The sequence below is a fragment of the Halorubrum rutilum genome (genome assembly GCF_024494565.1).
This window is the reverse complement of the sequence record NZ_JANHDN010000004.1, coordinates 289367-303138: the sequence shown is the minus strand read 5'-3', so window position 1 is coordinate 303138 and position 13772 is coordinate 289367. Positions and strand designations below refer to the sequence as shown.

Annotated in this window: 10 protein-coding genes and 1 pseudogene; 4 read left to right on the top strand and 7 right to left on the bottom strand. The window is 71.0% G+C overall.

Annotated features, from left to right (window positions below; translation table 11 throughout):
* Positions 1–43: 43 nt before the first annotated feature.
* Positions 44–685: an MBL fold metallo-hydrolase gene (locus NO900_RS10630; protein ID WP_256409197.1), complete on the top strand. Its 642-nt coding sequence runs from the start codon at positions 44–46 to the stop codon at positions 683–685.
* 497 nt (positions 686–1182) lie between these two features.
* Here the strand turns inward: NO900_RS10630 and NO900_RS10625 are convergent, their stop codons facing one another.
* From NO900_RS10625 to NO900_RS10610, 4 genes are all read right to left on the bottom strand, one after another.
* A complete protein-coding gene (locus tag NO900_RS10625) occupies positions 1183–4101 on the bottom strand; it encodes a DEAD/DEAH box helicase (RefSeq protein WP_256409196.1) in 2919 nt (972 codons plus the stop codon).
* A 447-nt stretch (positions 4102–4548) separates the two neighbouring features.
* Positions 4549–5955, bottom strand: a complete 1407-nt coding sequence (gene kynU, locus NO900_RS10620) for a kynureninase (protein ID WP_256409195.1) — start codon at positions 5953–5955, stop codon at positions 4549–4551.
* Between the two features lie 70 nt (positions 5956–6025).
* Positions 6026–8725, bottom strand: coding sequence for a leucine--tRNA ligase (gene leuS / locus NO900_RS10615; RefSeq protein WP_256409194.1), 2700 nt, complete (start codon positions 8723–8725; stop codon positions 6026–6028).
* Between the two features lie 149 nt (positions 8726–8874).
* Positions 8875–11139, bottom strand: coding sequence for a hypothetical protein (locus tag NO900_RS10610; RefSeq protein ID WP_256409193.1), 2265 nt, complete (start codon positions 11137–11139; stop codon positions 8875–8877).
* A gap of 167 nt (positions 11140–11306) precedes the next feature.
* Between NO900_RS10610 and NO900_RS10605 the strand changes: the two genes are divergently transcribed.
* Positions 11307–11711 (top strand): SHOCT domain-containing protein, encoded by a 405-nt coding sequence (locus NO900_RS10605; RefSeq protein WP_256409192.1) that lies wholly within the window; start codon positions 11307–11309, stop codon positions 11709–11711.
* Between the two features lie 58 nt (positions 11712–11769).
* Here NO900_RS10605 and hisE read toward each other — a convergent pair whose 3' ends face one another.
* The 3 genes and pseudogenes from hisE to NO900_RS10590 form a co-directional block, all read right to left on the bottom strand.
* On the bottom strand, positions 11770–12099 hold the full coding sequence (gene hisE / locus NO900_RS10600) for a phosphoribosyl-ATP diphosphatase (protein ID WP_321169223.1): 330 nt from the start codon (positions 12097–12099) through the stop codon (positions 11770–11772).
* Positions 12096–12740: pseudogene (pdxT, locus tag NO900_RS10595) on the bottom strand (pyridoxal 5'-phosphate synthase glutaminase subunit PdxT); the annotation flags it as partial. The pseudogene pdxT and the gene hisE, both read right to left, overlap by 4 nt.
* Before the next feature lie 33 nt (positions 12741–12773).
* On the bottom strand, positions 12774–12938 hold the full coding sequence (locus NO900_RS10590) for a preprotein translocase subunit Sec61beta (protein WP_123113924.1): 165 nt from the start codon (positions 12936–12938) through the stop codon (positions 12774–12776).
* 176 nt (positions 12939–13114) lie between these two features.
* On the opposite strand from NO900_RS10590, the gene NO900_RS10585 reads away from it, so the two are divergent.
* Together NO900_RS10585 and NO900_RS10580 are read left to right on the top strand one after the other, a co-directional pair.
* Positions 13115–13384 (top strand): thioredoxin family protein, encoded by a 270-nt coding sequence (locus NO900_RS10585; RefSeq protein ID WP_050033154.1) that lies wholly within the window; start codon positions 13115–13117, stop codon positions 13382–13384.
* A 95-nt stretch (positions 13385–13479) separates the two neighbouring features.
* Positions 13480–13629, top strand: a complete 150-nt coding sequence (locus NO900_RS10580; RefSeq protein ID WP_256409190.1) for a 50S ribosomal protein L40e — start codon at positions 13480–13482, stop codon at positions 13627–13629.
* Positions 13630–13772: the final 143 nt, after the last annotated feature.

Here is a 13772-nt window from a genome sequence, read left to right as displayed (position 1 = left end):
GGGCCCGCACACGTTTTTACGCCGCGAACGCCCTCGTGTGGGTATGGAGCCGATCACCGCCACCGCCGACGCGGAGGAGTTCACCTGCAACGCGTACCTCGTGCCGGGCGAGGCGCCGACCCTCGTGGACGCCGGGACGATGCCGGGCGTCGACGACGTCGTCGCCGACGCGCTCGACGACGCCGGCGTCGACGGGCTGGACCGTGTCGTGTTGACCCACCAACACCACGACCACGTCGGCGAGCTCGACGCGGTGCTCGACCGCTTCGACGCCACCCTCTACGCGAACGCCGCGCACCCGCGACGCGACGTGGCGATCGGCGACGGCGACGAGGTGCTCGTCGGCGGCGAGCCCTGCGAGGTCGTCGAGACGCCGGGTCACGCCGACGACCACGTGGCTCTGGTAGGCGAGGAGCGGCTCTACTCCGGCGACGTGGTCGTCTACAACGACGGCGCGTTCGACGACGGATCCTTCGGCCGCACCGACATGGCGGGCCAGTCGCGCGAGACGCTGATCGAGAGCCTGCACGCGCTCCTCGACCGCCTGCCCGACACCGTCGAGGCGATGTACCCCGGACACGGCGACGTCTACCGCGCGAGCGACGGCCCCGACACGGTCCGTGAGGTCATCGAGCGCGCGACCGAGCGCGCCGAGCGCCGCGAGCCGAAGTACCCGGACGAATAGGGGGCGAATCGTGGGGGCGACAGCGGTGACTATTTATAAATAGATGTGCGGTGGCGTGCGCCTGCGAGCGGCCGCCCGTGGCGGCCGCGAGCCAGCACGCGCGAGGGAGTCGCGAGCGGGCGACCGAAGGGAGCCCGAGCGAGCGACGAGGCTGGGGAGGTGTGAGGCTGTGCGGCGCTGTGCGGGCGGGACTCAAAGGGGCAAGTCGCGATTCCCGCGAGCGGAGCGAGCGGGAAGACGAGAGACGAAGTCTCTCGGAAGGGCGAAGCACGGCGACGCAAGCAATGGAGGGAGCGAACGAAGTGAGCGACCGAAGCGCGCAGCGAGCCGCGCGAGTCCTCGCGACTGGGGCTTTGGCGGTGCCACGGTGAAGTAGCTAAAAAAGTATCACCGAGCTACCGGGGCGTTGGACGTATTCGTCGCACGGCCGATTATTTATAACTGAACGATCGCACCACGGTTTTGCTTATCAATGACCGTAACAGTTGAGTCTCGATCTAGTCCCAGAACGACTGCGTCCGCGCGTACTCGCGCTCCTGTCTGAGCACGTCGCGGTAGAACTCGTCTTCGTCCTCGCGCAGCTTGTTGATGATCCGCGCGGCGTTGTGCGGCCCGACCCCCCGCGCCGCCAGCGCGATCACGGCGCGCTTCCCGTGCGTCTGGACGAGGCTCGCCGCCCGATGCGCCCGCTCCGTCCGCCGCTCCTGCTCCTCGTCCTTCTCGTCGGCCCGGACCGCCGCGACCGTCTCGTCGTCCCACGGGTTCAGCGCGGCGACGCGGGTCGAGCCGCAGTCGGGGCACTCCGGCTGGTCGGGGACGCGCCGCACCTTCGTCGTGCGCCGCCAGTCGGCGCAGTGGAGACAGAAGAGGATGACGCGGTCGTTCCGGATGCGCTCGCGGACCGTCTCGATCACGTCGGCGTCGGCGTTCTCCGGGACGAGGAACTCGGTCCCGGCGGAGCGCCCGGCGGTCCCGAGCGGCGTGCGCTCGCGGGCGATCGCGGTCTCTATCGACCCGTCTTGCAGGTCGGCCAACAGCTCGGCCGTCTCCCCGACCGCGAGGTCGGCGTGGAACACCTCGCGGAGCGCCTCGTCGTAGACGGGCGTCCCCTCCAGCGCCGCGAGCAGGCGGTCGCCGCCGAACCGCCCCTTCCCCTCGCGGTAGCGCTTGACGGCGCCGAACTTCGCGGCGACCTGCGCGAGCGTGAACTTGAGCGCGTCCGACTTCTTCAGGGCGAGTTCGAGGTACGCCTCCAGCCGGTCGGGGTCGGTCGTCTCCAGCACCTCGCGGAAGGTCCCGGGGTTGACGCCGTGAGGGACCTCAAACTCGATCCGGTAGGGGTCCACGTCCATCCCGACCGACGAGCCCGCGCGCTGACCGACGAGCGCCGCGAGCAGGCGCGCGAGGGTCTCGTTCACCTCGTGGCCGAAGGCGGCGTTGACCGCGACGGTGCGCGCGCTCCCCTCGATCACGACTCGGCGGTCGGTGGGGACGGGGTGGCCGGCGTCGACGTGGTCGACGACCGGCTGCAGGGCGCTCGCGATCGTCTCCTCGTCGGCGGGGTAGCGCTCCGCGAGGTCCGCCGCGACCGCCTCGGGGGTCGACCCCGCGGCGAGCGCCTCGGCGGCCTCGCCGCGGATCCGTCCCACTTCCTCCGCGACGGGCTTCGGGACCGGGATCTCCTGACCGATCCACGAGGGCACCTCGCCCGCGGGGTCGGCGATGGGCGTGACGTTCACGCGCTCCTCCTCCTCGTCGACCTCCGTGATCCGCCACATCTCGCCGCGCTGGATGAACGTCTCGCCCGGGCCGGCGAAGTTGACGACGAACCGCTCGTCGAGGGTACCAATTCCCCGCCGCGAGGACATGTCGTACACCTCGTAGGTGGACTCGTCCGGGATCATCGAGAGGTTCGCGTAGAAGTACTGCCACGTGCCCCCGGACTTCTCGAGGGTGTCCGACTCCTCGTCGAGCCACAGCAGGCGGTTGCCGTCGAGCTCGCGGACGACCTCCTGGAACTGCGGCTCCGAGAGCTCCCGGAACGGATAGGCGCTCGTGACGATCTCGTACGCCTCGCGGGCGTGCACGTCGCCCTCGTCCATCACGACGCCGACGACCTGATTCGCGACCGTGTCGAGGCTCCCGTGGTGGATCGCGGCCGGCTCCACGAGCTCCTCGCCGGCGCGCCGGGCGATCGCCAGCGCTTCGAGCGTGTCGTCGCCCCCCTGCGTCACGACCGTCCCCTCCGAGACAAGATCGCGGCGGTGCCCCGCGCGCCCGACGCGCTGGAGCAGGCGGGCGACCTCGCGCGGGCTCCCGTACTGGACCACGTGGTCGACCCGCCCCACGTCGATGCCGAGCTCCATCGACGAGGTGCAGACGAGCCCGTCGAGCTCGCCCGACTTGAACCGGTCTTCCACGTCGATCCGCACGTCCTTCGAGAGCGAGCCGTGGTGGACCTCGATCTCGGTGGGGTCGCCGACTCCCTCGTCCGTCTCCTCCCGCTCCGCGAGCGCCTTGAACCGCGACCCGAGCGCCTCCGCGGTCTGTCGCGTGTTGACGAAGATCAGGGTCGACTCGTGGTTCGCGACGATCTCGCGGATCGTCCGGACGTGGCTCGCGGTCGTCTCGTCGACCGCGAGCTCGCCGGCGAGCGCGGAGTCGCGCTCGGTGATCTCGGGGTCGAGCACGCGTACGTCGGTCCGCGTCCCGGCCGCGACCTCGACGATCTCGAACGCACGGTCGCCCTCGCGGTCGGGGTCGCGCTTCCCGCTCCCGACGAGGAACCGCCCGACCTCCTCGGGAGTGCCCACGGTCGCCGACAGGCCGATCCGCTGGAACGGCCCCGAAACGCGCCGGAGGCGTTCGAGCCCGACCGTGAGCTGCGCGCCGCGCTTCGCCGAGGCCAGCTCGTGGACCTCGTCGACGACGACGTGCGCGACGTCTTCGAGGGCGACGCGCATCTTCGAGCCGGTCAGGATGGCCTGCAGGCTCTCCGGCGTCGTGATGAGCACGTCCGGCGGGTCGTCGGCCTGCTTCGACCGCTCGTACTGCGTGGTGTCGCCGTGGCGCACCGCCACCTCGACGCCGAGGCAGTCGCCCCACCACTCCAGCCGGTCCATCATGTCGCGGTTGAGCGCGCGGAGCGGGGTGATGTACAGCGCGGAGATACCCTCGCGAGGCCGGTCTCCGGGCGAATCCCGAGCGTCGACGATCGCGTCGAAGACGGGGAGCATCGCGGTCTCCGTCTTCCCGGTGCCCGTCGGGGCGAGGACGAGCGCGTTCCGCCCCTCGGCGAGCGGCGGGATCGCCTCGCGCTGCGGCTCCGTGGGAGTGGTGAACCCCTGGTCGGAGAGCGCCTCCCGGACCTCGCTCCTGAGGTGCGCGAACGCGTCCATGCCCGACGGTTCCGCCATTCTGTGATCGGTTCGGATTGGGTGCTCGGGCGATTAAGCCCGTCGCTATACGAATTCTGTTTATAAGTGGTTGGTAGTCGGTTATACGTTGATGACCGGTTGATAGTGGTGAACACCGCCAAAGCCCCGGCCGCTCGCTCATAAGCAGTTGACTACAGGTCGCCGGAGAACGCCGCCAAAGCCCCAGCCACGACGACTCGCGCGGCTTGCTGTGCTCCTCGTCACTCGCTTCGCTCGTTCCTGCGGTGCTTACTGCGCCGTGCTTCGTCCTCGTGGCTGCCCCTTTGAATCCCGCCCCGACTGCACGGCACCGCAGCCTCACACCTCCCCAGCCTCGCCGCGGCCGCCAAGGGCGGCCGCGGGCTCCCTCGCGCGTGCGACTCGCAGCCTTACGGCTGCTCATCGGCACGCGCCACCTCATATCTCGCTATAAATGGACGTCGCCCCCTACGTCACGCCGCCCTCGCTCGTCTCGTATTTTTCGTGCGCGCCGCTGTCGAGGATCGCCTCGATCTCGTCGACCACGTCGAGCACGTCGGCGAACGAGGTGTAGGGGGCCGCGGGACAGACGCGGACCACGTTCGGCGGACGGAAGTCGACGACCACGCCGCGGTCCTTGAGCGCCTCGCTGAGTCGCTCGGCGTGCGGGTGTTCCAGCGCGACGTGACCGCCGCGGGCGGCGTGCTCTCGGGGCGTGCCGACCGACACCTCGGGCAGCCGGTCGTCGACGAGGGCGATCAGGAAGTCGGTCAGGGCGAGCGACTTGGCGCGCAGGCGCTCGATTCCGGCCTCGCGCAGGAGCTCGACCGACCCCTCCAGCGGCGCGGCCGAGAACAGCGGCGGCGTCCCGATCTGCCACGCGCCAGCCGAGTCGGCGGGGGTGTACGTCATGTTCATCTCGAACTGGGTCGCCTTCTCGTGACCCCACCACCCCGCCAGCGCGGGCGTGAGCCCGTGGTGGCGCTCGGCGACGAACAGCGCGCCGATCGACCCCGGGCCGGCGTTGAGGTACTTGTACGTGCACCACACGGCGAAGTCGACGCCGGCCGCGCCGAACTCGTGCGGGACCGCCCCCGCGGAGTGGGCCGCGTCGAAGCCGGCGTACGCGCCCGCCTCGTGGGCGGCCCGGGTGATCCGCTCGACGTCGAACAGCTGTCCCGACCGGTACAGCGCGGTCGGCATGAAGACGATCCCCACGTCGTCGTGCGCTTCCAGCGCGGCCTCGACATCTCGGGGGTCGATCGTCCGCCCGTCGCGGCTCGGAACGACCCGGAGCTTCTCGTCGGGGTCGATCCCGCGCCCCCGGAGCTGCGCGCGGATCGCGTAGTGGTCGGAGGGGAAGTCGAGCTCGTTGACGAGGACGGCGGGGGTGACCCCGGCGTCCCGGCTCCCGTCGGCGCGCTCGACCCCCTCTCGCTCGGGCCCGTTCCCCGCCAGCAGCTCGTCGAGGAAGGTGCCGATCAGGGTGTGGATGTTCACCGTGATCGAGTTGCCGACGACGACCTCGTCCGGGTCGGCGCCGACGAGGAGCGCGAGCGCGTCGCCGAGCCGTTCCCCGACCGAGAACCACGGCGGGTCGGCGTCGGTCCACCCCGAGATGAGCAGCTCGCGCCACTCGTCGACGACGCGGTCGAGGCTCGCGAGGGCGGCGTCGCTCGCGGGGCCGAGCGAGTTGCCGTCCATGTAGAGCAGGTCGTCCGGGATCCGGTACCGGTCCGCGAACCCGGCGAGCGGGTCCGCGTCGTCGAGACGGGCGGCGAGGACCGCCGGGTCGGCGTCCGCGGAGTCGCGCGCGTCGCCGTCGGGCCCATCGCCGGCGAGTGCGTCGCGGGCGGGAGCGTACGGGTCGTCCATACGGGTTCGGGCGTCGCCGTCGACTAATCGCTTCCGGGCCGTCGGAGATATTCGAGAGCGGAGCCGGCCGCTACTCGACGATGTCGATCGCGGGCCGTCCCGGCTCGGCCTTCCGGACCGCGCTCTCGTCGGCGTCCGCGGCGCGCTCGACCCGGACCGGCGCGTCGAACTCGCGCTCGATCAGCCACGCGGCCGCACGGAGCGCGTCGTACTCCTCGTCGCCCGACAGGGTCGCCCGCAGCGCCTCGCGGTTCGCCTGCAGGTCCTGCCCGTACGAGGCGGCGGCGTCCCCCCGCTCGCGGATGTGCGACTCCGACATCAGCTCCGAGATGAGGTTGTCGGCGTCGCTGTCGATCGCGATCGACAGCGCGTCGTACTTCCAGTCGGGCGCGACGACCACGTCGATCCGCTCGGGGTCCTCGATGCCGGCGACGTCGACGATGTCGCGCACGTCCTCGCGGGTGTTCGCGACCAGCCGTCGGCGCTTCTCGACGGTGTCGCGGTCGACCGTCGCGGTCGGCCAGTCGGCCTCGACGACGAACCCGTCGCGGCCGAGCGCCTCCCACAGCTCCTCGGCGAGGTGCGGGACGACCGGCGCGAGCAGGCGGACGGCGACGTCGAGCCCGCGCTCGAAGGTGTCGGGGTCCGGGTCGGCGTGCTCGCGGTAGCTCCGGAGCGTCCCCACGAGGTCCTGCGCCTCGCGGAGCGCGACGTTGAACGTCAGGTCGTCGTACTCGTCGCCCGCGACGGCGACGGCGGCGTCGATCTCGTCGGCGACGTAGTCGTCGATCGTGTCGCGATCGGCGGTGGCGGCGTCGGCGGCGTCCGCGTCGCCCGCACCGTCCCCCGCCCCGCCGCCCGCCGCCTGCTCCTCCACGAGGTCGCTCAGCCGTGCCAGGAACCGGTGGGTGGACCGCACGCCCTCCTCGGACCAGTCGAAGTCGCGCTCGGGCCGGGCCGCCTGCAGCATGAACAGCCGGGCCGTGTCCGCGCCGTACTCGTCGACGATCCGCTGGGGGGAGACGACGTTCCCCTTCGACTTCGACATCTTCTCGCCCTCCAGCTGGACCATCCCCTGCGCCAGCAGGTTCGTGAACGGCTCGCGGTGCTCCAGTCCCTCCTCGTCGGCGAGCACCTTGGTGAAGAAGCGCGAGTACAGCAGGTGCATCACGGCGTGCTCGATGCCGCCGACGTACTGGTCGACCGGCATCCAGTCGTTCGCGCGCTCCAGGTCGAAGGGGGCGTCGTCGAGGCCGGGCGAGACGTAGCGCAGGAAGTACCACGAGGAGTCGACGAACGTGTCCATCGTGTCGGTCTCGCGGGTCGCGGGTTCGCCGCACTCCGGGCAGGTCGTCGCCTTCCACTCCTCGGCGGCGTCCAGCGGGTTCCCGGTGGTGTTGATGAACTCCGGCAGCTCGACGGGCAGGTCCTCGTCCGGGACGAGCACGGGGCCGCAGTCGTCGCAGTGGACGACCGGGATCGGGGTGCCCCAGTAGCGCTGGCGGGAGATCCCCCAGTCGCGCAGCTGGTACTGAGTGCTCTCCGCCGCGCTCTCGACCTCCGCGGTGAGTCGCTCGCGGGCCGTCTCGCTGTCGAGGCCGCTGTACTCGCCGGAGTTGACGAGGACCCCGTCGTCGGTGAACGGCTCCTCGCTCACGTCCGGCGCGTCCGGGACCGTCTCGCCGTCCCAGTCGTCCGGTTCGGGGGCGACGACGGGCACGATGTCGAGGCCCTTCTTCGTCGCGAACGCGTGGTCGCGCTCGTCGTGGCCGGGCACCGCCATCAGCGCGCCCGTCCCCACGTCCGAGAGGACGAAGTCGGCGACGAAGACGGGGATCTCCTCGCCCGTGACGGGGTTGGTCGCGGTCAGGCCGGTCTCGACGCCGTTCGGCTCGTCGCCATCGGGGTCGGCCTCGTGGTGGACGAACTGATGGACCGCGTCGTCCTCGGCGGCCAGCTCCTCGCTGATCGGGTGGTCCGGCGCGAGCGCGAAGAACGTCGCGCCGTGGACGGTGTCGACGCGGGTGGTGAACGCCTCGACGGGGCCGTGCCCGTCGACTTCGAAATCCAGCGTCGTGCCGTACTGCCGGCCGATCCAGTTGCGCTGCATCTGTCGGACCGAGTTGGGCCACCCCTCTAGGTCGTCGATGGCCTCAAGTAGCTCGTCGGCGTACTCGGTTATCTCCAGGAACCACTGGTCGAGGTCGCGGGTCTCGACGGGGGTGTCGCAGCGCCAGCATAGCTCGGCGTCGCCCTCGACCTGCTCGTCGGCGAGGACGGTCTCGCAGGAGGGACACCAGTTCACCTCGGCCTCGCGCCGCTCCACGAGGTCGGCGTCGGCGAAGCGGCCGAACAGCCACTGGTTCCACTCGTAGTACTCCGGCGTGCAGGTGGTGATCTCGCGGTCCCAGTCGTAGCCGAACCCCATCGACTTCATCTGCCCCTTCATCGTGTCGATGCAGTCGAACGTCCAGTCGCGGGGGTTGGTGTCGCGCTCCTTGGCGGCGTTCTCGGCCGGGAGGCCGAACGCGTCCCACCCCATCGGATGGAGCACGTCGTCGCCGCGCATCCGGCGGTACCGGGCGTACGCGTCCGTGATCGTGTAGTTGCGGACGTGGCCCATGTGGAGCTTCCCGGACGGGTACGGGTACATCCCGAGGACGTACGTCGGGTCGTCGGCCTCGTCCGGCGTGTGATACACGGCGGCGTCGTCCCACGCCTCCTGCCACCGATTCTCGACCGCGGTGTGGTCGTAACCCTCCTGAGACATCTGCTTATATACTCGTGGTCGGGTCGGCGTCGTATAGCTTTCCATCCACTGGTGCGGCGTGACACGCTCCCCCGTGGGCGAGGATCGGAATGGCTGCGCGCCGCCGCCCCCCTCGCGCGCTGGCGCCCCGGGCGGGGACCGTCCGGCCGCTACAGCTTCTCGGCGTTCCGCGCCTGCTCGACGCGCCGCGTCGCCTGCTCGACTCGCCTTCCGGTCGCGTTCGCGAGCCCCGGCGGGAGCCCGTCGCGGGCCGCCGCGAGCCGCTCCTCGATCCGCGCGATCCGGTCGAGCACGTTCGCTAACTGGCGTTCCGTCCCCTCGGCGTCGCCCTCGCGGGCGCGCTCCTCGGCCCGCCTCGCCTGGTCGACCGCGGCGGCGAGGGCGCGTTCGAGCCCGTTCACCGCGTTCGACGGGCCGCCGCCGGAACCGCCCCCGCCGGAACCGCCGCCTCCGCCGCCGCTCCCGCCGCCGGAGCCGTCGTCATCCTCGTCGCCGTCGTCACTGTCGTCGCCCTCCGCCGCCGCGGCCGCGACCGCGGCGCGCGTCTCCTCTGCCACGTCGGCGACGTAGCCGGCGAGCGGGGCCGCCCCCGTCTCCGGGCGCTCGATCCGGATCGGGCTGTTCCCGGGAGTTCCGTCCTCGTCGCCCGAGCCGTCGCCGCTCCCCCCCAACGACGGATCCGGATTGACCCGGTACGCGCCGACCTCGCCGTCGGCGTCGCGGATCTCGGTCGTGTACGCCCCGCCGGCGTGGACGTAGGCCGCGTCGCTCCCGTCGATCGCGGAGTCGTAGATCCGCCCGGCGAAGTCGTCCTCTATCGCCGTCCGCGCCAGGTCGACGTCGCTCTCCGCGTCCGACAGCTCCACCTTCCGCGCGTCACCGCGGGCGACGAGCGGGATCTCGCCGTCCGCGCCCGCGGCCGTCACGGGCTCGTCGGCCGAGACCGTCAGCTGCTCGCTGTGCGGCGCCCGTCCGGCGCCGTTCACCGTCAGGCGGTGGTCGCCCTCCGGGACCCCGTTCGCGACCGCGACCCCGCCGGCGAACGTCGGGACCGCCTCGGGGTCGCTCTCGATCAGGACGACCGACTCGACGCCCGCGTCGGTCGTCGTCAGCCCCTCGCCATCGGGGGCCTCATCGGTCTCGATCGCCCGCGTCACGCGAGCGACGACCGCGTCGAGCGCGCCGGCCGCCTCGCTCCCAACCGACTCGTCGGCGGCGATCGCGTCGTACCTGGCGGCGAGCTCCGCCCGGTGGTTCCCGGCGGTGACGTCGAGCGCGGGGTTCTCGTAGCGGGGCTGCTCCCACGGGACGCCAGTAGTCGTGATGTGGCTCGCGACGGCGTCCTCGACCGCCTGGGGGACGGCGAACTCGAAGCTGAGCTGCGGCCCGGTGAACGCCGCGATCTCCTCCAGCTCGGCGCTCTCGACGAGCTCGTAGCCGACGACCTCGTCGACGGTCTCGTCCGCGAGCGGGTCCTCCCGGTCGGCGTGGCGGAAGGCGATCCCCGTCTCCCGGAGCGGGAGGTCGGTCGGGGGCGACCGCAGCGCGTCGAGCGACCGGACCGTCAGGGCCCCGTCGACCAGCGACGACTCCGTGACCGAGGGGAGGTCGGGGTGCTCGTAGATCGGCTCGCCCTCGTACTCGGGGACGACGAAGGGGAGCCGCGCCCCCTCGTCGCGGGGGAGCCCGTACGCGATCGGGATCCCGAGGAGGTCCTCGACGGTGTCGATCGTGGTGTTGGTGATGTCCGCGAGCAGCCCGTCCTCGCCGACGCGCCGGAAGCCGTCGGGGATCTCGTTGACCGAGAGCGTGCTGGAGTGCGAGCCGAGCTCGGGGAGGATCCGCGGGACGACCTCGGGGTCCGGGTCGAGGAACTCGTTGTTCGGGACGCTCCGGGAGTGCGAGCTGGCGACGTACAGCTGCGGGTCGCCCGTGTCGAGGTCGACGAACACGTGGAGGACCTCCCAGTCGTGCCAGTGGAAGTTCGCCGTGAACTGGTCGAACGCGGAGTAGAACCAGAACTGGACGACCGCGAGCGGCGAGCCCTCGTACCGGACGCCGTTGTAGAACACCGTCGGGTCCGGCGGGGCGCCCGCCGCCTCGAACCGCTCGTGGTAGCCGTCGAACGCCGCGAAGCCGTCGACGACCGTCTCGCCGTCCGCCTCGGTCGCGTACGGACGCGGGTCCGTGGGGTACCACGGCTCCGCGGCGTCGAAGTACAGCGTCGGCGCGAAGCGGGCCGCGAGCTCGTCGAGCCGATCGGAGTCCAGGTCGCCCGTCGGCGCGTCGTCGGGCTCGGAGCCGGAGCAGCCGGCGACCGCGGCGGTCCCGGCGCCCGCGAGCGCGCCGAGGACGGTCCGGCGGTCGACGGTTCGCCCTTCGGATCCACCGCTCCGGCGGCCGGACTCGGTCACGTTCGTCCCTCGTCGGACCGCACGGGGACGCGTCTCGGTCGGGTTCGCGGTTCCGGTGCCATTTCCGAATGTAACGAATACCCCCGAGAATAAGTCTTCTGACGCCGGGACGGTGTGGGATCGCCCCCGGCCGAAGGTATTTGCGGTCGGACGCGTCACTCCCCGGTATGGACGGGAAGCAGGCCCTCTACTACGGCGCGGTCGCGCTCGCGGTCCTGATCGGCGTCAGCGTCCTCGTCTCCGTCGTCTCGGCGATCCTGAGCCTCGCGTGGGCGGTGATCTCCGGGGTCGTCACGCTCGCCGTTCTCGCCGGGGTCGTCTACGTCGCGTACAAGGCCGGGTCGTGGCTCTCCGGGAGCGACGACGCCTCGGTCGACGCGGGCTCGATCGGCGACTCGCGGTCGTCCTCGTCGACGTCGACCGACGACGCGGCGGAGCGCCGTCAAGACCGACTCCGACGGCAGTACGTCGAAGGGCAGATCAGCGAGGCGGAGTTCGAGCGTCGGATCGAGAGCGAGCTGGAGACGGAGGAGTTCGACGAGCTCGACCGCGAACTCGAACGCGAGCGGTAGACGTGAGTGGCGTGGGCGGGGGGGCGTGAGCGGGAACCCAGGTTCGCGCGGAAGGCGGTCAGAACCGCTCGCGGAGCTCCCCGCGCAGGTCGCCGAGGTCGAGGTCCTTCATCGCGAGCAGCACCAGCAGGTGGTAGACGAGGTCGGCGCTCTCGGCGGTGAGCTCGTCGCGGTCGTCGTCCTTCGCCGCGAGGATGGCCTCCGTCGACTCCTCGCCGATCTTCTCCAAGACGGCGTTCTCGCCCTTCTCGTGGGCGAACAGCGAGGCGGTGTACGACCCCTCGGGGAGCTCCGCCTTCCGCGACTCGATGGTGGCGAACAGCTCGTCGAGGACGGCCTCGGACGGGGCGTCGGGCTCTCCGTCAGCGTCCGCCTCCGTGTCGCTCACGCGACCACCTCGTCCTCGGGGAAGAACGCGAGGTCGTGGATCCGCGGGTCGTCGGTGAGCTCCGGGTGGAACGCGGTGGCGACGACGGGGCCGTCGCGCACGGCGACCGGTCGGCCGTCGACCGTCGCGAGCACCTCGACGTCGGCGCCCACGTCGTCGATGAGCGGCGCCCGGATGAACACGGCGTGAAACGGCTCGTCGAGCCCGGTCACCGGCATCTTCGCCTCGAACGAGTCCTTCTGGCGGCCGAACGCGTTGCGGTCGACGGAGACGTCGACGAGCCCGAGCGCGTCGACCCGGTCGTCCTTCGCGTCCCGCGAGCAGACGATGAGGCCGGCACAGGTCGCGAGCACGGGCTTCCCGCTCGCGACGTGGTCGCGGATCTCGGCGGCGATCCCCTCCCGGTGGATCAGCCGCGAGATGGTCGTCGACTCCCCGCCCGGCATGAGGAGGACGTCGCAGTCGGGCACGATCCCGGCGTCGCGGACCTCGACGACCGCCGCGGACTCGTCGTGGGCGGCCGCGGCGTTCCGGACGGCGGCGGCGTGCTCGGCCACGTCGCCCTGCACGGCGATGACGCCTGCTTTCATGCGATAGGTTCGGTCGGCGAGGGGCAAAAAGGACGCGCTACGGGGCTTTGCGAGTGCGGGAGACGAACCTCCGTCTCGGGCCGGTTACGCGACGGTCAGCGAGAGGACCTGCACGAAGACGCCGAAGAGGACGCAGAACGCGAGGACGGTCTTGGGGCTCATCGAGATCGCGTTCCGGTCCTCGTTGTCGAAGTAGCGGACGAGTCCCGCGCTGGACATCAGCCCGCCGGAGTTGGAACCACTGCTCATACCTGCGAGTGGCTTCCGAGGTGTTCTAAACGTTTCGTTCGCGGTCGCGGACGGGGGCGCGGGATCGGGATCTCGCTCAGAGCCCTCGGGCGCGTGCGCGGACGGGGCGAGCACCGGCGAGGCGTGCACCAGTGGGAAACCCTTATGCGCGGTCCGCCGGAATGACCGCCCGGATAATGACTGTTCGACTGCTGGATTTTCACGCTGACTGGTGCGGCCCGTGTAAGACGCAGGACCCGATCCTGGAGGAGATCCAGGAGGACCTCGGCGACGCCTTCGAGCTCCAGAAGGTGAACGTCGACGAGGAGCAGGACGTCGCCAACCAGTACCAGGTGCGCTCGCTCCCGACGCTGATCGTCGAGAACGACGACGGCGTCGTGGACCGGTTCGTCGGCGTCACCCAGCGCGAGGACATCGAGGCCGCGCTCTCCGAGGCCGGCGCCTGAGGCCCGGACTCGCCGTCTGATTCGGCGGCGCGAGCGGTCTCCGACCCGCCGCCGCGTCTCGCAACCTTTTACAGCGTCGCCGCGACAGTAGCCGTATGGCCAGCTTCGACGCCGCGGAACGCCGCAACCTCGACCGGCAGATCTGCATGCGCTGTAACGCCCGCAACTCCTCCGACGCGAAGCGCTGCCGCAAGTGCGGCTACACGAACCTCCGCCCGAAGGCGAAGGAACGCCGCGCGACGTAAGCGGTCTCTCATACGCGTTTTTCGTCTACTCCTCCGGGTTCGGTAGCTGCGGGTGCGATTCGTCTGATCTTCGCTCCGTTGATCGTTATAAACCGCTGTGCTCGCTCACGTCACTGGAATCTCCACCGCCCAAGCCGCTCGCT

Coding starts and splice junctions, on each gene's coding strand:
- NO900_RS10630 (WP_256409197.1), top strand. CDS start 44: ATGGAGCCGATCACCGCCACCGCCGACGCGGAGGAGTTCACCTGCAAC.
- NO900_RS10625 (WP_256409196.1), bottom strand. CDS start 4,101: ATGGCGGAACCGTCGGGCATGGACGCGTTCGCGCACCTCAGGAGCGAG.
- kynU (WP_256409195.1), bottom strand. CDS start 5,955: ATGGACGACCCGTACGCTCCCGCCCGCGACGCACTCGCCGGCGATGGG.
- leuS (WP_256409194.1), bottom strand. CDS start 8,725: ATGTCTCAGGAGGGTTACGACCACACCGCGGTCGAGAATCGGTGGCAG.
- NO900_RS10605 (WP_256409192.1), top strand. CDS start 11,307: ATGGACGGGAAGCAGGCCCTCTACTACGGCGCGGTCGCGCTCGCGGTC.
- NO900_RS10590 (WP_123113924.1), bottom strand. CDS start 12,938: ATGAGCAGTGGTTCCAACTCCGGCGGGCTGATGTCCAGCGCGGGACTC.
- NO900_RS10585 (WP_050033154.1), top strand. CDS start 13,115: ATGACTGTTCGACTGCTGGATTTTCACGCTGACTGGTGCGGCCCGTGT.
- NO900_RS10580 (WP_256409190.1), top strand. CDS start 13,480: ATGGCCAGCTTCGACGCCGCGGAACGCCGCAACCTCGACCGGCAGATC.